At 42.6% G+C, this 23,358-nt stretch carries 24 protein-coding genes and 1 tRNA gene; 5 read left to right on the top strand and 20 right to left on the bottom strand.

Translation table 11 applies throughout. From position 1 onward, the window contains the following. Positions 1–21: 21 nt before the first annotated feature. The 3 genes from A5883_RS04485 to A5883_RS04475 are packed head-to-tail and all read right to left on the bottom strand — an operon-like array spanning position 22 to position 4,571. Positions 22–1,215, bottom strand: a complete 1,194-nt coding sequence (locus A5883_RS04485; RefSeq protein ID WP_005229502.1) for a pyridoxal phosphate-dependent aminotransferase — start codon at positions 1,213–1,215, stop codon at positions 22–24. A 50-nt stretch (positions 1,216–1,265) separates the two neighbouring features. Beyond that, positions 1,266–1,766, bottom strand: a complete 501-nt coding sequence (locus A5883_RS04480) for a cell wall elongation regulator TseB-like domain-containing protein (protein WP_015510034.1) — start codon at positions 1,764–1,766, stop codon at positions 1,266–1,268. A gap of 48 nt (positions 1,767–1,814) precedes the next feature. Next, on the bottom strand, positions 1,815–4,571 hold the full coding sequence (locus tag A5883_RS04475) for a helicase C-terminal domain-containing protein (protein WP_086338060.1): 2,757 nt from the start codon (positions 4,569–4,571) through the stop codon (positions 1,815–1,817). A 212-nt stretch (positions 4,572–4,783) separates the two neighbouring features. Between A5883_RS04475 and A5883_RS04470 the strand changes: the two genes are divergently transcribed. Further along, positions 4,784–5,554, top strand: coding sequence for an SDR family oxidoreductase (locus tag A5883_RS04470; protein ID WP_086338059.1), 771 nt, complete (start codon positions 4,784–4,786; stop codon positions 5,552–5,554). Positions 5,555–5,653: 99 nt separating this feature from the next. Here the strand turns inward: A5883_RS04470 and A5883_RS04465 are convergent, their stop codons facing one another. From A5883_RS04465 to A5883_RS04445, 5 genes are all read right to left on the bottom strand, one after another. Next, positions 5,654–6,286 (bottom strand): HD domain-containing protein, encoded by a 633-nt coding sequence (locus A5883_RS04465; RefSeq protein WP_086338058.1) that lies wholly within the window; start codon positions 6,284–6,286, stop codon positions 5,654–5,656. Between the two features lie 111 nt (positions 6,287–6,397). Continuing rightward, positions 6,398–6,598, bottom strand: coding sequence for a cold-shock protein (locus tag A5883_RS04460; protein ID WP_003126918.1), 201 nt, complete (start codon positions 6,596–6,598; stop codon positions 6,398–6,400). 278 nt (positions 6,599–6,876) lie between these two features. Continuing rightward, on the bottom strand, positions 6,877–8,001 hold the full coding sequence (locus tag A5883_RS04455; protein WP_086338057.1) for a baeRF6 domain-containing protein: 1,125 nt from the start codon (positions 7,999–8,001) through the stop codon (positions 6,877–6,879). A gap of 107 nt (positions 8,002–8,108) precedes the next feature. After that, entirely contained in the window at positions 8,109–8,804 is a 696-nt protein-coding gene (locus tag A5883_RS04450) for a ThuA domain-containing protein (protein WP_086338056.1), read from the bottom strand. Between the two features lie 96 nt (positions 8,805–8,900). After that, positions 8,901–9,833, bottom strand: coding sequence for a DUF7916 family protein (locus tag A5883_RS04445; protein WP_005229489.1), 933 nt, complete (start codon positions 9,831–9,833; stop codon positions 8,901–8,903). A gap of 69 nt (positions 9,834–9,902) precedes the next feature. Here A5883_RS04445 and A5883_RS04440 point away from each other — a divergent pair. Further along, positions 9,903–9,974 (top strand) — tRNA-Arg (locus tag A5883_RS04440). Between the two features lie 76 nt (positions 9,975–10,050). On the opposite strand, the gene A5883_RS04435 is transcribed toward A5883_RS04440, so the two are convergent. The 11 genes from A5883_RS04435 to sfsA form a co-directional block, all read right to left on the bottom strand. After that, positions 10,051–11,232: a GNAT family N-acetyltransferase gene (locus tag A5883_RS04435; RefSeq protein ID WP_086338055.1), complete on the bottom strand. Its 1,182-nt coding sequence runs from the start codon at positions 11,230–11,232 to the stop codon at positions 10,051–10,053. 60 nt (positions 11,233–11,292) lie between these two features. After that, complete coding sequence (locus A5883_RS04430) at positions 11,293–11,706, bottom strand: DUF3284 domain-containing protein (RefSeq protein ID WP_005229481.1); 414 nt, start codon at positions 11,704–11,706, stop codon at positions 11,293–11,295. Then, complete coding sequence (locus A5883_RS04425; protein WP_005236946.1) at positions 11,693–11,887, bottom strand: hypothetical protein; 195 nt, start codon at positions 11,885–11,887, stop codon at positions 11,693–11,695. The genes A5883_RS04430 and A5883_RS04425 overlap by 14 nt, the downstream gene beginning before the upstream one ends. 12 nt (positions 11,888–11,899) lie before the next feature. Then, positions 11,900–12,121: a hypothetical protein gene (locus A5883_RS04420; protein ID WP_005231914.1), complete on the bottom strand. Its 222-nt coding sequence runs from the start codon at positions 12,119–12,121 to the stop codon at positions 11,900–11,902. A 68-nt stretch (positions 12,122–12,189) separates the two neighbouring features. After that, entirely contained in the window at positions 12,190–13,587 is a 1,398-nt protein-coding gene (locus tag A5883_RS04415; RefSeq protein ID WP_081116262.1) for a PTS sugar transporter subunit IIC, read from the bottom strand. Between the two features lie 81 nt (positions 13,588–13,668). Next, positions 13,669–13,986, bottom strand: a complete 318-nt coding sequence (locus A5883_RS04410) for a PTS lactose/cellobiose transporter subunit IIA (RefSeq protein WP_005229473.1) — start codon at positions 13,984–13,986, stop codon at positions 13,669–13,671. A 37-nt stretch (positions 13,987–14,023) separates the two neighbouring features. Next, positions 14,024–14,341 carry a PTS sugar transporter subunit IIB gene (locus A5883_RS04405; RefSeq protein ID WP_005229471.1) on the bottom strand — a complete coding sequence of 106 codons (318 nt, stop codon included), beginning with the start codon at positions 14,339–14,341 and terminating at the stop codon, positions 14,024–14,026. 135 nt (positions 14,342–14,476) lie between these two features. Beyond that, a complete protein-coding gene (locus A5883_RS04400) occupies positions 14,477–17,191 on the bottom strand; it encodes a sigma 54-interacting transcriptional regulator (RefSeq protein WP_010749333.1) in 2,715 nt (904 codons plus the stop codon). 66 nt (positions 17,192–17,257) lie between these two features. Then, positions 17,258–18,532 carry a DEAD/DEAH box helicase gene (locus A5883_RS04395; RefSeq protein ID WP_086338054.1) on the bottom strand — a complete coding sequence of 425 codons (1,275 nt, stop codon included), beginning with the start codon at positions 18,530–18,532 and terminating at the stop codon, positions 17,258–17,260. A 14-nt stretch (positions 18,533–18,546) separates the two neighbouring features. Then, positions 18,547–19,548, bottom strand: coding sequence for a Gfo/Idh/MocA family protein (locus A5883_RS04390; RefSeq protein ID WP_081116266.1), 1,002 nt, complete (start codon positions 19,546–19,548; stop codon positions 18,547–18,549). Positions 19,549–19,566: 18 nt separating this feature from the next. Beyond that, positions 19,567–20,292 carry a DNA/RNA nuclease SfsA gene (gene sfsA / locus A5883_RS04385; RefSeq protein WP_086338053.1) on the bottom strand — a complete coding sequence of 242 codons (726 nt, stop codon included), beginning with the start codon at positions 20,290–20,292 and terminating at the stop codon, positions 19,567–19,569. 183 nt (positions 20,293–20,475) lie between these two features. Between sfsA and A5883_RS04380 the strand changes: the two genes are divergently transcribed. From A5883_RS04380 to A5883_RS04375, 3 genes are all read left to right on the top strand, one after another. Beyond that, positions 20,476–20,820, top strand: a complete 345-nt coding sequence (locus tag A5883_RS04380) for a DUF4828 domain-containing protein (protein WP_016610747.1) — start codon at positions 20,476–20,478, stop codon at positions 20,818–20,820. A gap of 214 nt (positions 20,821–21,034) precedes the next feature. Continuing rightward, positions 21,035–21,199 (top strand): hypothetical protein, encoded by a 165-nt coding sequence (locus A5883_RS19100; RefSeq protein WP_005229460.1) that lies wholly within the window; start codon positions 21,035–21,037, stop codon positions 21,197–21,199. A 245-nt stretch (positions 21,200–21,444) separates the two neighbouring features. Next, positions 21,445–22,779, top strand: coding sequence for a serine hydrolase (locus A5883_RS04375; protein ID WP_010749328.1), 1,335 nt, complete (start codon positions 21,445–21,447; stop codon positions 22,777–22,779). Positions 22,780–22,832: 53 nt separating this feature from the next. Here A5883_RS04375 and A5883_RS04370 read toward each other — a convergent pair whose 3' ends face one another. Continuing rightward, positions 22,833–23,345, bottom strand: a complete 513-nt coding sequence (locus A5883_RS04370; RefSeq protein ID WP_086338052.1) for a GyrI-like domain-containing protein — start codon at positions 23,343–23,345, stop codon at positions 22,833–22,835. Between the last annotated feature and the right edge of the window lie 13 nt (positions 23,346–23,358).

Below are 23,358 nucleotides of genomic sequence, written 5' to 3'. Positions count from 1 at the left end.
ATAAAGGCACCATAGAGCATTTTAAGCTTTTTGGCGTTTCTTTTCAACAAAATCATGGATTCGTTTGGTAGCTTCCGCTAACGTGTCCCAATCAGTTGCATAGCTGATGCGTAAATAATCTGGTGTACCAAAACCAGCACCAGTCACTACTGCCACGTGGGCTTCCATCAGCAAGGCCTCCACGAAGGCATCAATGGTTTGATAGCCGCACATCGTCATGGCTTCTTTGACATTTGGGAACAAGTAAAACGCGCCTTGGGGTTTCGTCACCTGAAAACCAGGAATAGCGGCAATTAGCGGATATAGTTTGTTCAAGCGCTCTTCGAAGGCCTGACGCATCACTTCGATCGATTCTTGATTCCCAGTCAGTGCCTCAACTGCTGCGTATTGGCTAGCAGCCGGCGGGTTGCTAGTAGCTTGGGAAGCGATATCGATCATCGCTTTGATGATTTTTGCATCGCCGACAGCAAATCCGATCCGCCACCCAGTCATAGAATAGGTTTTAGAAACGCCATTGATCACGATGGTTTGTTTGCGTATCTCTTCTGATAAGCTTGCGATAGATGTAAAGGTATTGCCGTTATAAACCAAACGGCCATAGATATCATCGGCAATGATCCAAATATTATTTTCCACTGCCCAGTTGCCGATTGCCGTTAACGCTTCTTTTGAGTAAATCGCCCCTGTAGGGTTGGCAGGCGAGTTTAAAATAATGGCTTTCGTTTTCTCTGTACGAGCAGCTTCTAATTGAGCCACAGAAACTTTAAAATCGGCTTCTTGCTTGGCTTCAACAAACACAGGTGTCCCTTGCGCTAAACGGACTTGTTCCGCATAGCTGACCCAATAAGGCACTGGAATGAGTACTTCATCCTCTTCATCAAGGAGCGCTTGAAACAGCGTATAAAGGGCAAACTTCGCGCCATCTGTCACGATCACTTGGTTTGAATCATAGTCAGCACCATAAAACTCTTTCATATAAGCAAGAATCGCCTGTTTTAACTCAGGAATCCCCGCAGTTGCTGTGTAAAAACTAGCCTTGCCGCTCTCAATCGCTGCGATCGCTGCTTGGCGAATGTTTTTCGGGGTAATAAAGTCGGGTTCACCGACAGTTAGACTTAATACGTCTACACCTTGGTCCGCTAACGCTTTTGCCTTAGCAGATGCCGCTAACGTTGCGGAGGGTTCCAATTTTTCTGCTCTTTTTGAAAGTACCATGTTTATCATCCTTTCTACGATCCAAAATTCATTCTATCATAAGCGTCTTCCTATAGTTCAGTGATCGCTTTGATTTCTTCGCCATCTTTGAAACCAATCAAATAATAGTTCAAACGACCCTCGCCATCTTTCGTCATGACTTCCCAAGTTGGCTCGCCTTCAAAAATACCCAATGCGGCCTTTTGGATTTCCTGACCTTGATGATTGTCGCGAACAAATGCCTTAGCTTGTGCTTCCGTCAGCCCATCCGCTTGATTAAAAACAGAAACCTTCTCACCGCTTTTTGGGATGATCACAACGATCTCATTGTTATTCGTATCCTTTCCAACAATGCTAAAGGAGGTTTCCTCACGGGTAAACCAATAAAATTGTTCGACCTCTGCTAAATCGGTGTATCTTTCTGCTATTTCGATTGCTTCGTTTCTTGCTTGTCGCATTGGACGAGAAGAACGGAGATAGAAAATAGAAGCGAAGAGAATAACGACCAGTAAGACTGTGATCGCACTCAGCAAAATAACCACACGCCGATGTTCTTTGTCTTTTGTTTTCACACTTCGTACTCCAATCTTAAATAAAATCCATTATATCAGATGTTCAACTCATTTTTCAAAATCGGCTGCTGCTTTTTCCTCTTGCGCAAAAAAATGTTGGATGTCTTCGGCGATCTCGGTTGGACTTGCTTCAATCAGAGGTAAGTTTTTGGGTAAGCCTTTGACCATTCGTTTGCCATACTTTGTCGATAGCAAGCGTCGATCAAGGACGACCATCACGCCGATATCCTCCTCGGAACGGATCAAGCGCCCCAATGCTTGGCGCAGCCGTAAAATCGCTTTAGGTAAGGCATCTTCTTTAAAAGAATCAATGCCTTCTGCTTCCAAAAAGGCGTGCCGTGCTTGGACCATGGGTTGTTTAGGGTTCTCAAAAGGCAATCGGGTCACCACAGCGATCTTCAGTGCCTGTCCTGGCAAATCGACCCCTTCCCAAAAACTGCTAGTCCCTAATAAGATACCATTTTCCGCTAATAAAAATTTCTTTAAGATTTTCTCACGGGTTCCGCCAGTCCCTTGAGCAACGATTTCTCTGCCATAATGCAGGGCTTTTTTATTCAATCGATCATAGACATTTTTCAAAGTTTCGTGCGCCGTAAACAACACAAGCGCTGGTTGCGGATTGTCAAACAAAATCGGGACCAACGCTTCGACTAAATAATCCGCGTATTCGGCAGCTGATGCTTGTTGGATCGAGAGACCTTTTTTGATTACATACAGTCGCGTTTGCTTGCTGTAATCATAAAAGGCAGGAATCGTTTTGACTGGCACATCCGTCAAGCCGATCTGATGGGCAAAATATTCTTTGTTGCCTGGGATCTTCAATGTCCCCCCTAGATAAATGATGTGCTGATAGCGTTGGTACCATGTGCTCTCCACGATCGAATGTCCTTCTAGATCAGCTAACTCAATCACAGCATTTCCTGACTGGGGATGCTTTTTCAGCCAATGAACGTAACGAGGATGCCACCAAGTCAACCACGCGGTCACTGTTTGTTCCTGTGCGTCCATTTGACTAAAGAAATCAAATAAACGGGCAATCACGATCCGTTGTCTTGCATACCACCGATCATTGGTCAACTCGAATCGCTGACGCAGCTGCTGTTGAATCTCATTGATTTCCTGATAATAGAGACTCAATTTTTGATGTAGCTTGTCCTGCTCTAATGACCCATCATAGAGGTCATGATGCTGAACGACTTGTAATTCTGGGGCATCGATCAATAAGGTGCGAAAATACTGTTCTTGTGTTTCGACCAAAACCGACAATGCATTTCGATACAACGAGAACATCCGTTGCAAAAAATCGTCCTCGGTAATGACCTGGGCAATTTCTTCCAATAGTCCTTCTTCATTCAGCTGTAAAAACTGCCGCTTGAAATGAGCAGAGTCAAAGACATGTTGACTAAAGCCTTCTGCTTGCTGCGGCAACTGTTGGGCCTCATCGATCAACAAATAATCACTCGTTGGCAACAGTGGCTGCGCCCGTCGGTTTTCCTGCATTAAAAAGGCATGATTGACGATCAAAACATTGCTTTGCGCCATCCGCCGATATAAATGTCGGACAAAATCTTGTTCATAGAAGGGTTGATCTTTGGCTAAAAAGTCGACCCCGCGATGGCGAATGTCGGTAAATAAAGGATGATCAAGACGAACTAAATTCAATTCATCAAAGTCACCTGTTTCTGTTTTGGTCAGCCAGACTAAGATCCCCATCTGATATTGGGCGTATTGCTTTTGTTCTACCGGTTGATCCAGCGTCGCTTTAAAGCGCTGCAAATCAATGTAATGACGATGGCTTTTGACCAAGACCGCTTGCAAAGGCTGCTGCAGTACTTGGTTCACCAATGGAATGTCTTTGCTAATGATCTGATTTTGTAAAAGAATCGATGAGGTGCTAACGATCAATGGATTTTCTGGCGTCGCTAAATAAGCGGCTGGAAACAAGTAACCGATGGTTTTTCCCATCCCCGTTTCTGCTTCAATAATCAAATTTTTCTCTGGTTGGGTGTAATGCGTATACACCGCATTCATCAAACGTGCTTGTTGTTTCCGATAGATCAAGTGCTCGCCAAAGCGCTGTTCTTTTTCCGTTTTTACTTTCGGATACGTTTCTTGAAAATGCGTGGCTTCAAAAAGCGGAACAGTTTTTTTTCGCAGGACGACGCCGTCGATCACTTCGAAATCTTCCGCCAACTCTGGTCCTTTTTCTTTCAAAATTCCGTGAATATACTCACTCGTTTGCATCCCCATCTGACCGCTTAAAAGCGCAATCTGTTTAAGAGTCGTCCGTGGTAGCTGTCGCATGATTGCTTCAATGTATAAAAATAAAGCTGCGGTCACTTCTGCATCACTATCGGCTTGATGCGGGTTGTCATGACGAAAGCCGATGCTGTCTGCCAGATCACCTAAGCGAAAGCTGCTTTCTGTCGGCAAAAACACTTGCGCCAATTCCACCGTATCGATCCCTGGAATCGATAAAGGCGGCAGACCGCAACGAACAAATTCATTGCTTAAAAAATGATAGTCAAAATAAATGTTATGCGCCACGAAAATCGTATTGCTGAGTAAGTTGTAGATCGTGTCAGCTATGTCTTCGAAATAAGGCGCTTTGCTTACTTGCTGGTTTGTGATGTGTGTCAATCGTTGAATTTGCTTAGAAATTCTGCGGTCAGGGTTGATATCTGCGGCAAAACGATTAATGATCTTGCCATCTTGGACTAAGACGCAGCCAAATTGAATAATTCGATCAATCGTCGAATCGGTTCCTGTTGTTTCAAGATCCACCACAGCGTATATGGGTTTCATTGTATTCCTCCTTGCACACTGTCTGCATTATACTACAAAATCAATGGCGATTACATCTGTTTTCCCATCGGATACGAGGGTTCGCAGGAAGAAGAACCTTACTATCTAGTATCCGTATTTATCAGCCAAAGGAATTTGTCACTCGTCGCTGATCGCTTTTTTCGACAAAAAAAGAGATCTTTTTTATAATTTACTATAAGGAGGCGAAAAAAATGAATGATTTCAAAAACAAACGAGTGATTGTAACGGGGGCTGCTTCAGGGATTGGAAAAGCGGTGGCAGAACAATTTCTAGCCCAGGGTGCTCTTGTTGGGTTAATTGATCGCAACGAGGAGGAGCTGCAGGAGTTTCTTGCTGACTATGACGCACAAACCCACTATCGTGCCGTTGACGTCACTGAAGCAGAGAAGCTGCAAGAAGCGATGAGTGTTCTTGTGGAAGAACTAGGTGGTCTCGATGTACTTCACGTCAATGCCGGCATCAACGGTACTTGGACACCGATCGAAGAATTGACGGTGGCGGAATGGGACCAGACGATCAACACAAATTTACGCAGTACCTTTATTACCGTCAAAGCTGCGATCCCATTTATGAAAGCAAACGGCGGCAGCATTGTCATTACGAGTTCAGTCAATGGAAACCGCATCTTCAGCAATTTTGGTGCGACTGCTTACAGTACATCTAAGGCAGGTCAAGTCGCCTTTACAAAAATGGCTGCGCTGGAACTTTCTGGTTATAATATTCGGGTCAATGCCATCTGCCCTGGGGCGATCGCAACGAATATCGATGCCAGCACAGAAATTGAAGAAGAGGTTGCTCGCGTTGAGATCCCCGTCAAATATCCAGAACGTTCTCGACCATTAAAACAAGAAACAGGCGTGCCAGAACAAGTCGCCAACCTTGTACTTTTTCTATCTTCAGAGGCTGCGGGCAATATTTCTGGAACGGAAGTCTATATTGATGGAGCGGAATCTTTGCTTTAATACAACAAAAAAACGAAAAATCAAACCTGCTCCCCTCACTTGTTTCAAGTAAAACCTGTGAGATGGATCATTTCTTGATTTTTCGTTTTTTCTTTTTGTTTATTTTTCCACCAAAGCTGCGATTTCTTCTAGAAAAGCAGTCTTGCCATAAAAATCTGCATTCAATAACTCGGGAAAAATGGCTTCAAAGAAATAAGTCACACATGGACGATGCTGAAACGCTTTGACCGTCAAAATCGCTTCACGAAACATTTCTTTGAACACTTTGTCGGGGTTGCTTTTTGAGATCTCTTCAAAAGACTCATACAAAAGATCGATCTTATCCGCAATTGCCAAAAGCTGTCCTTCAAGGCTGTTGTCTTTGCCATCCGCCAAGCGTCTGCGATACGTCGCTTGAAAGCTTTGGGGGATTTCTTCTTCTATGAAAGCATCGGTCATTTTTTCTTCAACGGTTGATAACATCGCCCGCAATTCTTTGTTTGCATATTTGACTGGCGTTTTGATGTCGCCAATGAAACGTTCCGTGTAATCATGGTTCAAGGCTTTTTCATAAAGAATTTGCCAATCGACTTGATTTCCCGCTTGTTCTTCGATATCGGCTAAGGTCTGGGCGATCATGGTTACTCGAAACGAATGAGCGGCCACGCTGTGCTCGGTAAACTTAAAAAATCCAGGTGCTCGTTGGATTTTTTCTAAATTAGCCAATCCAAGAATAAATTCATTCAATCCCATCAGTTTGCCTCCTTTTTTTTCTAAGAGTATAACAACTACTTTCTCCGCAAGCAAATATCACGCGCACAAAAAAAAAGAGCAGCTAAGCTGCTCTTAAAAGGCATTCACAAATTACGCTTTGTTAACGTTAGTCGCTTGAGGGCCACGTTGTCCGTCTTCGATATCGAAAGTCACTGCTTGACCTTCTTCTAAAGTTTTGAAGCCTTCGCCTTGGATAGCTGAGAAATGAACGAATACATCGTTACCGTTTTCTGCAGTGATGAATCCAAAACCTTTGTCTGAGTTAAACCATTTAACTGTACCTGTTTCCATAATAAAAATCCTCCTTGTGTTTATACACATATTTTGCAATTACTTGTATAAGGTGAAAATGTGGAAGATGTTTAAGATGAAACAAGCTACCATAATTTACCGTAACAAAAACTACACTTTGTATTATAGCACATTATCTTCTTTATGACTAATAGAAAATCAAAAAAAATGAAAACGCCTTTATTTTTTTATGATTCGCAAAAAGACTGCTGCACTAAAGATCCGCAACAGTCTTTTCTTTTTTGGAAACGATTTATTTACGAAGGACGCAACTGCGTTTAGTAGCGCAAAATCGCAGTCAAACTTTTTTCTCCTGGGGCATCTTTTTGTTCCAAAATAGATACCTCGCCGCCATTTTCTAAAACATCGATTGCCAGCGTATTTAACACTTGGCGACGATCGTATTCCGTGTCAGGATCTTCTCCAAACCCATCGGCGAGATTGGAAGTCGCTACAAACAGATTGGCGATCCTGCCTTCTTTAGCTGCAGGTACGATATCAACCAATTGGTCAATAAATTTCCGATCCAACAGCTTGCCGTATTCCCCAACTTCTTTTTGTGTCAACTCCGCAATCAGCTTTTGCGTACACGTTTGGATCTCTTTCAAAGATAACGATGCTGGTGAAGAGGAAATGCTTGGTTCTGCTTTGAAAAAGTTCGTTTTTGCCACTTTTTTAAACAGCGTTTGATTTTCTGGTAAAGCAAAAAGATACATTGGTAAATGCTCTTCGTTTGAAAAATCATTTTTAAAAAATGCATCAACTGCTTGGTAGTAGTTGACGTGATCGATCTCGACTTCTTCATCTTTGGCACTAAAGCCGTGATAAGCGACGCCTTCTCCTCCTGAGTTAGGGCCACCTTGGGCACTGTAATTAAAGTTGCCGCCGCCAGTGATTTCTTCCCCCAGCGCTTTTTCGATCGTTGTCGGTGCCTCTTCTGGCAACTCGACTTCACGCACTTGATTGTTTTCAACTTGAAAGACTTGCATTGAATCGCGATTCAACGCTAAGAGATAAAATGGGTAATTAAATTGTGCGTTTTTGATGACAGCTAATACATACGGGGTTTCCCCTACGTAATATTGATCATCCACACGAATACTTAACCGATGAACTAGTACATCTTCTGGTGTGATAATCACCGCCACACTCGTTGTACTGTTACGCCAAAATGATTGATCTGCAAGCAGTTCATCAATTTTCGTTTGAAAAAGATCCCAAGAATGTTCTGGGTATTTCTTTTCAAAGCGGCGCTTCGCATCTTTGGCAAAGTTCTTAAATTTGATTTGATCCTTTTCGACATTCTGGTGGCCGACATGCGTATTGAGCATGATCGTGACAAATGGTCCTTTGATTCCGTCAGATATTACCCGCGATAAAAAACTTTTTCCAAATTTTCCCATTCCACATTACCTCCTGCTTAATCAAATACAAATAAAGTGTACCATGCTTATTTTCTTCCATAAAGTAAAACGATTGCACGCGTTTATTTCCTCATTCGTTTTTCTGATTACTCACTATACTGGCTATTTTTCAGCGGATCAGCCAAAGTATTTCTGGTGGCCCATAGAAAGCCTCGTTTAGTCCAAGTCTGAATGGTGGGCTCTTCTAGCTCTTTTAGACTGTGTCCAATGGATTGAAAAAAGACTCTGCCCTTGCCCCATTTTTTGATCCACATCATTGGCAGTATGACTTCTTGGTTAGCTGCATTCGGATGATCTTTAGCGGCAAATGTTGAGGTAGCTAACACAGTGACGGCTGGATCAACCAGACAATAGTATTGCTCCGTCGTCAACTGAGGGATCGATTGCGTATTTGCCGTAATATAGTGATCTGTCGTAAGATCGATGCTATAGGTCGTTTCCAATCCACCAGGATGTGCCAAAAAACAGCCGCCAGTCAGAAACAACCAGCCTTTACTGGCTTGAAAAGCCGAGGCAAAGCCGCCATGAACGCCTGCTAATCCTAACCCTTCTGCTACAGCCTGAGTGACATTTTGCAGCGGCTCATCAGGCAATTCTCCTCGCGTCCAATTCATGATCAACAGATCCAGCCTTTTTAATTCTTCTTTATGATAGAGAGGTTCAAAATCTGAGGCGAGTATCATCTGATATCCTTCTGACTCCAGCAGTGTTTGGTAAAACTGACTGGTTTCTTTTGGGGCGTGTCCTTCCCAACCTCCGTAAATGATCAATGCTTGTTTCATTTTGTGTTTCCTCCTTTCTTTCTAACTTAGCGAAAAAAATGCAAAAAGCGAAGCAGAACGATTCTCCGTTTTCCTTCGCTAGTAATTTTTTCTGATTTAACGGTTGATTGAACGCCCGACACGATTGATCGTATGGCGCATGCCTCTAATTGCAACTGATGTTTCGAAAATATTTTCGGTCGGTGCCATGCCGCCATAGCCAGCATCACCGATATGCTGCAGATCGACCCCACAAGTTTTGTTGATAATGGCTAATTGTCGCAACGTTTCTGGACGCGCGCTCTCTTGACTCGTTCCGATCGCTGACATCGTCAATAAGTCATATTGTTTGGCAATTTGAACAGCTTCGATCAGATCTTTTTCTAGAAAGCCTTGAATCGAACCAACGGAAGGCAGTAACAAAATATCTGCTCCAGCTTCAGCGTAAGAAATGATGGCGTCTCGATCAACCACAGGTTCATCTGAGCCGGCACTGTGCATTTTTCCAGCGATGATCAACCCAGAGAAATGTTCTTTTGCCAATTTTACTGCTTTAGCGATTTCTCGGTTGGTCACACCCGTTCCAGGATTGCCTGTAAAGCAAAGAAAGTCCACCCCGAGTTCTTGGGCTTTTTTGATGGTGTCAACCGAACTTGTACGGCCTTGACTGATGCTGATCTTTTCACTCATCATTTCCGTCGTAGCTGGGATCGGCTCAAGATTGATGCCGACAGGTCGTCCAATCAGTTGTTTTAGTTGAGGAATCGGATTTTCAATGGGCTGTGTAGGATCAAGCAGCTGCTCCAATGTGATACCAGGCATCCCAAAAATAGCTGGACGATAACAATCAAAGCCATTCAACAAAATCAAGTCAGCCCCAAAAGCTGCCGCGACTTCTGCGTTGGTGATGTCGCCAGCTTGCGGCATGGTTTGAACCACCGTTTCACAGATTATCACTCGTCCTTCGCTCGCTTTAATGGATTGTTTCAATTCTTGCGCCGACATTTCTTTGATTTCACTATAGTTTGCACTTATCAATCGTTTGACCATGTTTTTCTTCCTTTCTTTTCCTTCTCATCTTGCGAGAAACACGAATAACAGGTAAAATATAGCTATTGTGTTCCCTTAGTTAAATGGATATAACAAGTCCCTCCTAAGGATTAGTTGCTGGTTCGATTCCGGCAGGGAACGTTTTTTGAAGAAAAAGATTCCTTATTTTTAAGGAATCTTTTTTTGTTGGAAAGCAAATACCTCTGCCTCGATTTGCTTAGAAATAATCTTCCAGAATCGGCTTTCCGTCTGGTAAGTTTTCCTGAATCATCACTGCAGCTTCCTTCTCCGTTTCCATTTGCTGGAAAAAGACCAAGGAATCAAGGGATTGTGCCTGCAAAAACAGTTGCACAAAGCGCTGAATCGACAAGGTTGCTTTTGGCAGCTTGGTGGCGGTCGTTTTCGTGACATGATGCTGAGCGTTTTCGATCGTCACTTCATAACACCCATTATTCCATGGGGCATATTCGTCCCCTTGAATTTCTATGGCAAAACGACCAGCTTTTTTCAACGTAAATGGATAGCTTTTTAGAAACCCTTCCACATCGACGACTCGTGCCATCATGTCCGGGCGCACTTGGTAGTGAGCCAATGGTTTGGCTGCATTTACTTGCAGGACTTCCCCATCAAACCCTGGTCGATAATGGATCTGCGCTACTGAATCTGCATGGGAAACGATAAACCGATTGAATCCTTGATACGCGTCAGCGGTCAAATAGCCCCACTCTTGAATATCAAAGCGTCCTCCTTCAACAAAGTAGATCAAATACCCTTCAGGAACGCCCGCTTCATTGCGATAAATCGCAAACGTATACGGTCTGCGCAAAACAAACTTGATTTCTTCCCACCAGGCTTGGCGAATCAGCCCACCTTTTTGATGACGAGGCAATTGATGATAAATCTCGTGAATGATCGGCTGTGCTTCCTCCCAATTCATGCGTTGAATCCTTCCGTTCACTTTCTTCCCATCGGGCCATTGATGCGCATCAACTTCATAAACGGTGCGTTCAAAGGTATATTCATACCCATATCTGCGATAAAACGCAAAGGAGAAAGGTGCCAGATAGGACAGAACGATTTTTTGTTCATAGCAATCTTTAATGATTTGTTTCATGATCCGATCGATTCGACCTTGGCTGCGATACTCTGGATAAGAAGCCACAAAACCGATCCCTGCCATTGGATAGGTCGTTCCATGAAAATTCACATCAAAAATAGTTGCCATGATTTGGCTCGCTAGTTTTCCATCCTTGTCGTAGGAACCATAATTCCATGAATTCTCCGCAAGCTTGCGATAGCGCTTGATATTTGTTTCATTCAACTCCCACTGAAAGGCATAAGAAACCAATTCCAGTACTTCTTGCGAACCGAATTCGGTCATTTTTTTGACATCTGTCATTCCTTCATCTCCTCTACTTGAAAACACGCAAGAAACGCAAAAAAGGCGTCAGTCGACCCCTTAATATGCTTCTTCCATCATACTCAACATTTTTTTAAATTGCTTGCGTTTGAAATATCCTAGAATGGTGCCTAAGAGCATGTCATTCAATTGTTGGATCATTCCTTCAGAAGTCATTTTTTCTTCATAGTGCAAGGTGCAATGCGCGTCATCTATCGCTTCAATTTGATAGTGTACACGGAAGGTATTTTTTTTCGTCGCCGTTTGGAACGCATAGGCTTGGTTTTTCTTGACTGTTTCAATCGTTATGTTGGCATTGCTATCTTTATAAAATTGTTTTAGATAACTATAGCCTTCTAATTGGTCTTCTGTCAACGTTTGATCTGTCGCTTGTTTAATATCATGTAAAACGGAATCGATGATCGTTTTATATAAAAAGTCAGCGGGTACATTCATTTTTTTAGTGATTTCCATCTTGCGCCTCCTTGTCTTTCTTGTTGCGTTTGTGTCCAATTGAAGCCATGATTCCTCCAATAGCCATTAGAATGACTGACGTGATGAGATTCACCCAGTGGTATTCACCTGACTGCGCATTGGCGCTGTATATAAATAACATACTACCGATACTTATAAAAAACAATCCATTTTTAAACATGATATCACCTCACTATTGACTAACGACGTTGAAGTATAGTACTCGGCCCCAATCGGTATTTTTGATTGCGTCCTTGGCAAGCTTCACTGCTTTTTCTTTGTCATCTGCCGTTGTTTCAAAAATCAACTGAATCCCTTTTTTTTCTTTGAAGGTATACTTGATCTCATCTTCTGACAAAGACTCAAGTAATGCTTTGATGTTGTCTTGCTGCATTGCGGAATTTACGATAATCATTTTTTCTCCTCCTAAAAAAGATAGCTAGATGGGTGAAATCACCCATCTAGAACGTTTGCTTCGTTTGATTAGTTCTCTTGGTCTGCTGGATTGATTTTGTTGGCAGCAATAATAAATGGTGCCCAGATCAGTAAAGCTACAGCCAAATTAATGATCGTCAAGATGATTGCACGCCAGTCCCCACCGGTAGCCAAGAAGCCACTTAGGATCGTTGGCATTACCCAGATCACATTTACCACAACTGGTGCAACTAAGCCTAATGTTGTTGCAAAGTAAGCAATTGTCGCTGTAACTAATGGTGCAACAATAAATGGAATGATAAACAATGGGTTCAACACGATCGGTAGACCAAACATTACTGGTTCATTGATGTTAAACAAACCAGGTCCAATCCCTAGTTTACCAACTGTCTTGTAGTCGGCACGTTTAGAAAATAGCAAGATTGCGATCAAGAGCATTAAAGTCACACCTGCTCCACCAGGCCAAACAAACGCTTCGAACGAACCTGCTACCCATTTATAAGGAACTGCTTCCCCTAATTGGTAAGCATTGGTATTTTCAACCATAGCCACACCGTAAATCGATTGTAAAACGGGTCCCATGATATTTGTACCATGTAAGCCAAAGAACCACAAAACATGGACAAGCAATACAATGATAAATACGGCAAAGTATCCTTGAGAAAGACCCAATAATGGTTTTTGGATCGATTCGGAGATCCAGTCAATAATGGGCATACCAACGAAACGTTCAAATAGGTAGTAAATCAAGCCTGATGCATATAGCCCGGCGATCCCTGGGATAATTGCTGCGAAAGCACGAGAAACTGCTGGTGGCACTGAATCTGGCATTTTGATAATAATATTTTTTTGCATCAATTTTGCAAAGATAATAACTGAAACGAAACCAAAGATGATTGCGGTGAACAATCCTGAGCCGCCCATATAAGCACTAAATGGGAAATAGCCCCAGCCAGCAGCACTGATCGTTGAACCATCTGCTGCAAATCCTGATGTAGCACTTGTGCTGTTGATCAAATCTACTACGTTGGTTGGTAGTGCTTCTTCTAATGCTAAAGAAAGAGAAGCTGATTGTGGAATACCCATAATAAATGCTGCTAAAGAAACCAACGCACCTGATAGTGCATCAACATTGTAAGCCTTTGCTAAATTATAGCCAAAAGATGCTGAGAAGATAACCGCCATGATTGCTAAGGTACCTGTCCAAACTAATCCGTTGACGGCGATCACTGGTGTGAAAAATTTGGTGATTGCATTGTCCGCACCTAGATAAGTGTTTGGAAAATCACGCATGAAGGCGTTCAATAATACTGCAATTGCCCCAGCCATCGTTGCTGGCATCATTCCGATAAAGGCATCCCGCAAAGCAACCAAATGCTTTTGCGCACCAATTTTAGCTGCAACTGGGAGAATGTGTCTCTCCATCCAACTTGTTAATCCATCCATTCTTAATTCCTCCTATAAGTTCTATTCGTCAAAGAAGATTTTTTGATTCATCGACAATAACTACTTCTATCCGTTCAAAGATTATTCGTTATTTAGACGTCGATAGACATCAATGATTTCTTTCGCTAAATCGGTAAATGCGATTGACGTCATTAGGTGATCTTGTGAATGCACTGTCAACAATGTCACGGTCATATGATTGCCTTGCGCTTCTTGTGTCAATAATCCTGTTTGCGAATGATGCGCTTCCACAAGAGATGCTTCAGCATCTTTGATTTTTTGGTCAGCTAATTCGAAGTCCCCTTCTTTTGCTGCCGCGATTGCTTCCATTGCGTCACTTTTTGCATTACCACCATACATGATCAATCCCATAATGGCTTCCAAATTTTGCTCATCCATCTTTAAAAATCCTCCTTACACTTCGATCCTAAAAATCTTAGTTCATTAATGTTTCTGCTTGTTGCAATACTTTTTCGCCGTTCATCATGCCATAGTCTGCCATGTTGATCACGTCCAAAGGAATGCCTTTTGGTGCTAGCTTTTGTTCAAATTGTGATTTCATGAATCGTACTTGTGGTCCTAATAATAGAACATCGACTGGTTTCGACTCCAAATGTTGGTCGGCTTCTGAAGCTGAAACAGCAAAGATATCTGCTTCCATTCCTTTTGCTTCGGCTGCTTTTTGCATTTTCGTCACCAATAGACTGGTACTCATTCCTGCTGAACAAACAAGCATAATCGTTTTTTTCGCCATCGCGTATCTGCTCCTTTCTGTTGTAAGTTACACTTTACTATAAAGCAAAAAGCGTGCCAAAAAAAAAATAAGTCCAGACCTTTATATATCAATGGTCTGAACCAATTTTTCTTTTGCACACTCACGGATTTATCATTACACACTAATATTGTGTGCGGATTCATCATAACTTTTTATTTCATTTTCTAAGAACATTTGTGTTAAATAGGCGATCTCATCTTCAGAGATTTTGATTTGATAGTTTTTCTCTATCTGCAATAAATGAGTTCGCAACACATCTGTTTCGATACGATAGCGTTTTTGGAAGGCCGCCAAATTGGGGAAGGTACGGGAATGTTCCTTCTTCAATAAACTTTCCACTAGAAAGGCTAAATGAATCACTAAGCCCGCATCAACGGTAGGTTCAACAATCACATGCAATTGATTTTGAATTTGATGAACGATTCGCTGCAGACTTTCGATCAGATGATAGACGGACCCCACATGCGTTAAGGTATTTTCTAATGAACGTACGATTTTTTCAATCGGCACTTCATCTGAAACGATCCGCTTCAGCACATTCAACCGATTGTCATCAAAGACATCATAGGCGGAAAAGAACGGGATATTTTGATAATCGATCTCGACGGTGCCCGCAATGGCTTTGATCTCATATTCTTCTAGCAAGCCATCAATATGTTTCTTGAAGGTTTCTTTTTCAATAAATTGCATTTGAATGATCTCGACTTTTGATTGATCGACGACGGGATAAATTCGTTGATAAAGTTTGGCAGCGACACCTTCTCCAGTAAAGCAAGTGACGATGACTGCTTTTTTATTCCCCTTCGCTTCGCGAACTGTGCGGAACTGTTCTTGCACGATGGTTTCAAAAGAACGCTGAATGTTTTGATAAATGTCTTCTAAACTTCGGCCACTTTCCGCCATTCGCAAAGCCTCTAAGACGATCATCGTACTGACCATCGAGATGGCTTTCGTACGAATCCCGGTCTCTTCAGAAATCAAATTCGCAAATGAATTGAGGGAACCCATATCAGTTAAAAGCAATAAGCCGTTGCTCATCTTTTCCTTATTGTCAGTGACATAGTTCAATAGCTGTTCATACATTTGACCGACTTCCATATCTAAAGACATATTCATCGCTTTGCCGTGGTCAGTTTCAAGCAGCTCTTGTGCCGTTTCCAACATACTGCTAGCAGTCGCCTTGCCGTGCATCAAGACAATAATCTCGACTTTTTCAAGGGGCAGCTGCGAGGGTTGTTTGACTTGAATCGCTAAAAACATACTGATAAAGCCGATCTCATCGAAGGGGATCTCGACATGGCGTTCTTCTTCGATAATGGTCGATAGATCCATTGCCACCTGGAACTCGGATTTCAAGTTTTTTCTGACTGTATTCAAATCTGGATGAACGATCATATGTCCTTCCTTGACACGTTCCAGTGTACTTTGCAGATGTAGTGCAAAGGCAAAGCGGGCTTTTTCACTATAGGTTCGAGACAATCTTTGCCCAGCTAGATCATAAAGAACATTTGTCAGTTTCCAAATGTCTTCTGGAATCAGTTCTTTATGAACGGGATTTTGGATCAATTCTTCGACATACTTTTCAAAGTACGCATCGACATCTTTAGAGATCAAATTTTCTAGATCGACATTGGCTACGCCCGTTTCAATCAACGAGCTGACTTTTTCTTCGATCTCGTTATACACTTGCATATTCCGTTGTGGATCACGAGACCAGACGACATCTGGGTCGCCAGGTTCAAAACTTAGAAAGTCGCCTTTGCCATCTAAAAACCGATCCAAGCGTTCCGACATTTCTTTGATCTTCAACAAGCCTTTTTGAACTTGCAAGGAGCAGTCGCCTTTTCGTATCAGCAAGTGTTTTTTTCCATAGGTTCGATAATGCAAAAATGCTTTGGCACAGACGAGTTTAAGGTCGCGCTTGATTTGACCAATATTGCCTTCTGCATCATAGAGCATAAAGGCCAATATCGCATCTCGTTCGACATCGATTCGTTGGTTCAGACGGGTCGCCTCTTGCTTGATAAACAACGAAATGATTTCATACCGTTCATCTAAGGAACGACTTTCCACATTTGGCAAAGTAATAGCCATGGGAATTCGCCGATTGAAGGTCGTTAAAAAGGTTTCTGATGATTCCGTGGTGGCACCGATGATCTGCACGGCGGCTTCATGAACTTGATTACTTTCCCCTAATGGACGATAGATCCCTTTATCAATGAAGGTAAAGAGCATTTCTTGGCCTTCTGGCGGCAGTCGATGGATCTCATCTAAGAACAGGATGCCGCCATCGGCTTTTGCCATCAACCCTGGACTATCTTCTGCGGCACCAGTGTAGGCGCCTTTTTTGATGCCAAAGATGTGACCAAACAACAATTGCGGATTTTGTGCATAGTCCGCACAGTTAAAGGACACGAACGGGGCATCTTTTTCTAACATATTTGATTCAACCGCAAAGTGATACATACATTCGGCAAATAAGGATTTACCGGTACCTGTCTCACCAAAAATAATGGTATGGAGTCCTCTAGGCGGATATAAGATCGCCGCTTTGGCTTGCTGGATACTTACTTTCAAGGAAGCTTGGACTCCAACCAGACTTTCAAAACTAACTTCAGAGGAAACATCCACATGGACTGTTTCTTCTAAAGGCTCATAAACAACCGGACGGCCGGAACGTTTGCCGATTTTCTTTTCTTTATAAAGCTCACTGAGATAACGGCTTGCATTGCTGCGATCGATTTGTAAGATTTTAGCGACATCAACTGCGGTCAACCCTTGCTTATGCAGTTCGATCGTTTGAAAAATCTCTTCTTTTCGCGAATTCATTCGATAGCCTCCTCATTTTTTTACACACTAATAATAAACAACGTTAATGGTAACACAAAAAGACGCTCAATGGCGTCTTTTTCCTTTGTCTTTTTGCTTTTTCGTCTTTTTCTTGCTCTTTTTGACAGGAGTGTGTAATTTTTCAGGCGTTTTCTTGGAAATTTTCTGCACACTTGCTGTTTTCGTTTCTTTCTTGCTTTCTTTTTCGACAACAGGAGCTTCTGTGTGTAACTGTCCCCCATGCAGATAAACTTCTTTGAGTTCTATGGACAACTGATTCGCGATTTTTTTCAAATCCTTCAAGGAATGGTCTTGAACGATCGTGACGACGGTTCCTTCTTTGCCCATTCTCCCAACGCGTCCTGCCCGGTGTAAATAGGATTCTTTTTCTAAAGGGACTTCTGTATTGATCACGTAAGGCAGATCCACGACATCTAAGCCGCGAGAGGCAACATCGGTCGTCAATAGTTCCACTAGTTTTCCTTGACGAAAGCTCTCTAATGCACCTTTTCGTGCAAGTTTGTTTTGATCAGATGCCAGAGATGCCACCGGCAAGCCATGAAACAATAGCTTTTCTTCCGCATTCCCCATAGTGCTTAATTCATTGAAGAAAACCAAAGCTTGAAAGTTTGGTAAATGAGCAAAGCGTCTTAAAGCATCCACGATTCGTCGTTGCGGATAGTTCAAATAGTAATGATGGATGACGCCTTTGCTCTGATCTTCTTGGGTAACATCAATGATCAGCGGCTCTTTTGACACGAATGGTCGAATCTCATCGATCACTTCGTTCGCGGTTGCTGAAAAGAAACTACGCTGGATTTGTTTTGGTAATGTTTGATTGATCTTGGCTGCCAGGGTGAAGGCACCCTCTTTCAATAATTGGTCAACCTCATCCAATACCAACGATTGCAGCTGCTGGGTCTTGATTTTTTTGGCTTTGATCAACTCTAACACACGGCCTGGGGTACCGATCAAGACCTCGGGTTTGTCTTTTAGTTTTTCCACTTGGCGTTTTGTACTTGCGCCGCCAATTAGCGGCAGAACGGTCAAACCAATGGCTTGGGCCCATTCCCGTGCTACTTCTGTGACTTGCATCGCTAATTCTTGTGAAGAAGTCAAAATCAACAGCTGATTGCCTTGCTTTTTTTCAACCTTCGTTAACAATGGCAAGAGATACGCCAACGTTTTACCTGAACCGGTCGGTGAGATTCCTATGACAGACGCGCCGTCTTTTAAAGGACCAAAGGTTTTTTCTTGGATCAAGGACGGTGCGTGATATCCTGCCGCTTGCCATTTTTCCTGCCAGACGTCTGGCAATTGTGTCAATTCAAATACTGTCATAAATGTTCCATTCCTTATTTTTTATCTGCATCAAAAATGATGTCGGCCTGCTTACGCATCAAAGAGACGGTTTCATTGACACTGCGGGCAAGTTCCACCCATTCCTCATAGCGTTGTCCTTGTTTAGGATCATCTTTGTTTTCAATGATGTCTGCAAAGTCTTGCGCTTCTTCGATCATCGGATTGTCTAAAGCAGCGACTGCTAATGGATGCGTTTGTTTTGTTTGGCGTTCATAAAATGCTGCTTCTTCAATAGCATTGACGGCATTCAAATCTAATGTCCCGTCTTCAAAATAAATTTCTGAACGCAACTCTGAATCAGCGATTTTGCCTGTTTGGATCGTGACATCAAAATCAGCATAGCGCAACACTGCGGTTCCGATACCATCTACACCAGTCGGTAATTTACGGGCAAAATAATGAACATCTTGCGGTTTACCAAACCAAGCGACCGCCGCATATACTGGATACACACCCAAGTCGGCTAAAGCTCCGCCAGAAAAATGTGGAGAAAAGATATTTGGTTCCTCCCCAGCTAGTACAGCGTCATAACGAGACGAGTATTTCATATAAGAAAAGTTCGCCCCAAGAATGGCACCGCGTGTCGGTAAGAATTCGGCTACGGTTGAAAAACTCGCTTCATGAATGTTGCGAGCTGCTTCAAAGAATAAAACCTGTTGTTGGTTTGCTAGGTCAATGATCTCCGCCATTTCCTCTGGTGTCGAAAAGGCTGGCTTTTCCACTATGACATTTTTTCCTGCCAAAATACCTTGCTTGGCTTGTTCAAAGTGCAAACTGTTCGGAGAAGCGATATAGACCGTGTCCATATGAGCTAAGCCAAAAAAAGTGGCCAAATCGGTCGCATATTCGATATCCCCGTATTTTTCCCCAAAGCGTTGCGCTGTGGCCAATTTTCTTGAGTATACGGCTACCAATTGATACCGTTTGGTTTCGTGGGCTGCTTGTACAAATTGATCGGTGATCCAATTTGTGCCGATAATCCCTAAATGAATCATGTGTTTTCCTTCTTTCTTCTATAGATTGGGGTCGTCAAATTCGACGTTCAAATCAAAAGGGATCGGTTCTTTGACCGCGATCATCCCTTGGTTTACCTGGCAATTATAAGCAAACACTTCGACACCTTTGCTTTGCGCTTCAGCGATCTTATCGGCCAGATCCGGCTGCATCTGTCGATGGATCGTGGCGATTTGCACCACTTCAAATTGGATCATGAACAAAACCGTCGCATAATAGCCTGCTTCTTTGGCATGGATCAATTCATTGACGTGTTTCAAGCCGCGAATCGTTGGCGCATCTGGGAAAGCGCCGATTTGCTTGTTTTCAAGTGTCATCCCTTTAATTTCTATAAATCCTTTTTCTTGTTCGTCTGTTTCAAAATAAAGATCAAACTTAGACATCCCATAGACGACTTCACGCCGCAAGAGGGCAATTTTCCCTTTGATATTCGGCAACTGGATCGTGCCATCCAAAAGGCCTTCATAGGCTAACCGATTGGGTACTTGACTATCAATATTGATCCATTGGTCTTCTTTCTTGACTGAGATCAAATCGTAATTGGTTTTACGTTTCGGATTGTCCCAATATTGGAGGGTCACGAGTGTCCCTTTGTGCAATAGTTCTTTTCCTCGTCCCGTATTTTTCACATGGACGATCACTTCTTGCCCATCGACTAGACATCGGGCAATGAATCGGTTGTCTCGAACGAGAAACGTGGCTAAGAGGGTATTCGGATAATTCATTTTCTCACCTGCTCTTTTGAATCATAGCATATTTTGATAAAAACTTCTAAACTTCAAACTAAAGTACCATGCTTTTTTACCTTCTCATGGTATACTTATGGCAATTATTTTCTAGTGTGCAGAAGCGGGCATCTTGTTCACAAGGTGCAACTAGATGAATCGTAAGTGATAGGACGTGTATAAATGAAGAAAAGGTCTCTATTGATTGGTTTATCTCTAGCAACGGGCGTGGTCAGCTCCTTGCTGTTGCGAAAGGAAAAACAAAAAAATGAAAACCGCCAAAATTTCATTGGAAATTGGCGTTTTACTTCAAAGACAAAAGAAGATGTCATTTTAGAAATTGCCAATGATTATTCATTGACCATCGAAGGCAAACCGTTGCCTGTTTCCATTGTTGAACTGACTCCGATGCGATTAGTGTTACTGGACACATTTGGCTATCATTTAGTCCTGGAACAAAAAGGCTCCGTTATTACTTTATATGATGAAGCAGAAGATTGCCACTATTCTTTGACAAAAATCGCCTAAGGGACATGAGAAGATCGAGTTCACGTTTTCTTCACATTTTCTTCGGTCAATTCTCAGACTTTTTATCAGCATTTCCTGGCAATCCATGCTATCATTAACTTAACAAGTGGTTGAACAAGGTGTTCCGTTGAGTGATGTTTGATCGTTCATAGATTAAGGTGTAGGTTCGATTCCTACCTTCCACATTTATTTTAAACAGAAAGAAGGGATTTTTATGTTAACGACCTTTATTTCACTCTTTTCCATCTTTGCTTTAGCTGCGTTACTAGCTGGGACATTCTTTTTAGCAAAATTGGCCATGCAACAAGAAACGAGAGCAGTGAAAGTTCCCGTCAGAGCCCAAAACCAAAACCCGAGAATCCATTCCAATCGTCGCTAAGTGAAATCGTTTGACCCGATGTCAATTCAGAAAAACTTGTCTTCTTTATTAAATAGGAAGGCAAGTTTTTTTTGCTGTCTTTTGCCCTTAGGTCTTCTAGGTTGAAATGGTTTAACAACGCCCATTCCCCCTTTGAGCGGTCTTCTCGCAATTAAATGCTAAGTTTTCTCTTAGAGTATTGCAACAGCGGATACTCTTTGTTAAAATTTTTGCTTAGATACAACTTAAAAGGAGCTACTACATATATGCAGAAAATAACCAAGTTCGGGTATTCCTTCGTTGCTGCTTTGGCAATCCTCTTTGCTGCTGTCGGCATCCCCCTCGTTTCATATGCTGATGATACAGCAATGAGCATCGAAGAGATCCAAGATTTTTCGATTGACGCCAAAGCCGCTTACTCCATTGATTTTGACACAGGGAAAGTGTTGTATGATCAAGATGGCGAGACAGCCATGGGTATTGCCTCCATCACCAAGATCATCAGCCTCTACCTTGTCGCTGAGCAAGTAGAACAAGGAACGATCGCTTGGGATGATCCTGTGCCGATTTCCGATTATGCCGCTAATCTCAGCGTGTCCCCTAACTTATCAAATGTCCCTTTGCATCAAGACGTTACCTATACAGTAAAAGATCTGTATGATGCCAGTTATATCCAATCTGCAAATGCTGCAATCGTCGCGCTCGCGGAGCTGATTGCTGGGTCTGAAAGTGCCTTTGTGGATTTAATGCAAGAAAAAGTGCAATCATGGGGCATCACCGATGCAAAGATCGTCAATGCTTCTGGCTTAAACAATGCTTATCTTGGGGAAAATATTTACCCAGGATCAACTTCAACTGATGAAAACGAACTATCCGCAAAAGATGTGGCATTGATTGCCCGTCATTTGTTACAAGACTTTCCAGATGTTTTGGAAGTAACCAGCCTTTCAACAAAACAATTTGGTGAAGGTTCCTATTCGCCTGTCGAGATGGTCAATTGGAACTGGATGCTTCCAGGTTTTACGAATACGAAAGATGGTGTCGACGGTCTGAAGACTGGTACGACAGATATGGCAGGCGCCTGCTTTGTCGGAACCGCCGTTAAAGATGGGCAACGAATCATCACCGTGGTGCTAAACGTCAATGGTCATGCAGAAAATCCTAGTGTTCGTTTTATTGAAACAGGCCGTTTGATGGATTACTCGTTTGACGCTTGGGAACAAGTAGAGATTTTACCAGAAAATGCGCAACTAGAAGATACCCAGACGGTTGCAGTCAAAGATGGGAAAGAATTGAGTGTGCCCGTTGCCTTAAATCAAGGTTTGACCTTATGGGTACGTGGAGATATGGATGCCACCGCCTTTGAAACAACCATTGACTTTAATGAGCATTATCGTGATTCTGCCCTGCAAGCGCCATTGACTGAGGGCACAGAAGTCGGTACCGTAAGTGCTTCGATTCCAGCTGATACGCTTGGTTATATTGATGATTCCGATCATGACGAGACTGCAGGATTGATCACAACACAAACGGTGGAAAAAGCCAACATCTTTGTTCGTGCTTGGCGCGGCGTGTCCAACTTTTTCAGTAATCTTTTTTAACCTAAACGAAAAAATCTGTCCGAAGCAAAGACTGCTTCTCGGACAGATTTTTTTTATTCTACTGTTTCCACCGTTGCTGTTGCCAATGGCTCCACAGGGAAAAACAATTCAACTTCCCCTTCCTTAAAAAGAGGAAGATACCTTTCTTGGATGGCTGCTGACAACTGGACGTTGTTTTCTGGTAAAACTTCCATCAGCATTTTTTCAGTCATCATCGTTAAGTTTTTTTCATCTGTTTTTACAACGAGATAGGTCATTGCGGGCATTTCCCAACGGACCCAACCGACAGGAGGAAAATTTTCTGTCTGGACTTGAACGCCTGCCAAGTAGCGACCGGTTTCTTGCCAAGGCTCTAACCAATTGGTGCCATCACTCATCAAGCCCCAAAATTCCAGTTCTTCTGCCTTTTGATCACTTACGAGAAATTCGATCTCTTCAAAATCCTTTGTTGCAAGTTCCCAAAGCGCTGGTACCCAAGAAGCACCTTCTTCTGCTAACCCCTTGCCCTCTTTTCCAATCACATAAAAAGCGGGTCGTTCGACGCGAATCACTTCACCTAATTGCATGTTCCTTCCTCCT

The organism is Enterococcus sp. 5B3_DIV0040, from assembly GCF_002140755.1.
GTDB lineage: Bacteria > Bacillota > Bacilli > Lactobacillales > Enterococcaceae > Enterococcus_D > Enterococcus_D casseliflavus.
This window is presented reverse-complemented; position numbering and strand designations above follow the sequence as displayed.

Coding starts and splice junctions, on each gene's coding strand:
- A5883_RS04375 (WP_010749328.1), top strand. CDS start 21,445: ATGCAGAAAATAACCAAGTTCGGGTATTCCTTCGTTGCTGCTTTGGCA.
- A5883_RS04445 (WP_005229489.1), bottom strand. CDS start 9,833: ATGGTCAAACGATTGATAAGTGCAAACTATAGTGAAATCAAAGAAATG.
- A5883_RS04430 (WP_005229481.1), bottom strand. CDS start 11,706: ATGGAAATCACTAAAAAAATGAATGTACCCGCTGACTTTTTATATAAA.
- A5883_RS04475 (WP_086338060.1), bottom strand. CDS start 4,571: ATGAAACCCATATACGCTGTGGTGGATCTTGAAACAACAGGAACCGAT.
- A5883_RS04390 (WP_081116266.1), bottom strand. CDS start 19,548: ATGATTCATTTAGGGATTATCGGCACAAATTGGATCACCGATCAATTT.
- A5883_RS04425 (WP_005236946.1), bottom strand. CDS start 11,887: ATGTTTAAAAATGGATTGTTTTTTATAAGTATCGGTAGTATGTTATTT.
- A5883_RS04485 (WP_005229502.1), bottom strand. CDS start 1,215: ATGGTACTTTCAAAAAGAGCAGAAAAATTGGAACCCTCCGCAACGTTA.
- A5883_RS04380 (WP_016610747.1), top strand. CDS start 20,476: ATGAAGAAAAGGTCTCTATTGATTGGTTTATCTCTAGCAACGGGCGTG.
- A5883_RS04405 (WP_005229471.1), bottom strand. CDS start 14,341: ATGGCGAAAAAAACGATTATGCTTGTTTGTTCAGCAGGAATGAGTACC.
- A5883_RS04450 (WP_086338056.1), bottom strand. CDS start 8,804: ATGAAACAAGCATTGATCATTTACGGAGGTTGGGAAGGACACGCCCCA.
- A5883_RS04370 (WP_086338052.1), bottom strand. CDS start 23,345: ATGCAATTAGGTGAAGTGATTCGCGTCGAACGACCCGCTTTTTATGTG.
- A5883_RS04455 (WP_086338057.1), bottom strand. CDS start 8,001: ATGGGAAAATTTGGAAAAAGTTTTTTATCGCGGGTAATATCTGACGGA.
- A5883_RS04400 (WP_010749333.1), bottom strand. CDS start 17,191: ATGAATTCGCGAAAAGAAGAGATTTTTCAAACGATCGAACTGCATAAG.
- A5883_RS04395 (WP_086338054.1), bottom strand. CDS start 18,532: ATGACAGTATTTGAATTGACACAATTGCCAGACGTCTGGCAGGAAAAA.
- A5883_RS04470 (WP_086338059.1), top strand. CDS start 4,784: ATGAATGATTTCAAAAACAAACGAGTGATTGTAACGGGGGCTGCTTCA.
- A5883_RS04410 (WP_005229473.1), bottom strand. CDS start 13,986: ATGGATGAGCAAAATTTGGAAGCCATTATGGGATTGATCATGTATGGT.
- A5883_RS04415 (WP_081116262.1), bottom strand. CDS start 13,587: ATGGATGGATTAACAAGTTGGATGGAGAGACACATTCTCCCAGTTGCA.
- A5883_RS04420 (WP_005231914.1), bottom strand. CDS start 12,121: ATGATTATCGTAAATTCCGCAATGCAGCAAGACAACATCAAAGCATTA.
- A5883_RS04460 (WP_003126918.1), bottom strand. CDS start 6,598: ATGGAAACAGGTACAGTTAAATGGTTTAACTCAGACAAAGGTTTTGGA.
- A5883_RS19100 (WP_005229460.1), top strand. CDS start 21,035: ATGTTAACGACCTTTATTTCACTCTTTTCCATCTTTGCTTTAGCTGCG.
- sfsA (WP_086338053.1), bottom strand. CDS start 20,292: ATGAATTATCCGAATACCCTCTTAGCCACGTTTCTCGTTCGAGACAAC.
- A5883_RS04435 (WP_086338055.1), bottom strand. CDS start 11,232: ATGACAGATGTCAAAAAAATGACCGAATTCGGTTCGCAAGAAGTACTG.
- A5883_RS04465 (WP_086338058.1), bottom strand. CDS start 6,286: ATGGGATTGAATGAATTTATTCTTGGATTGGCTAATTTAGAAAAAATC.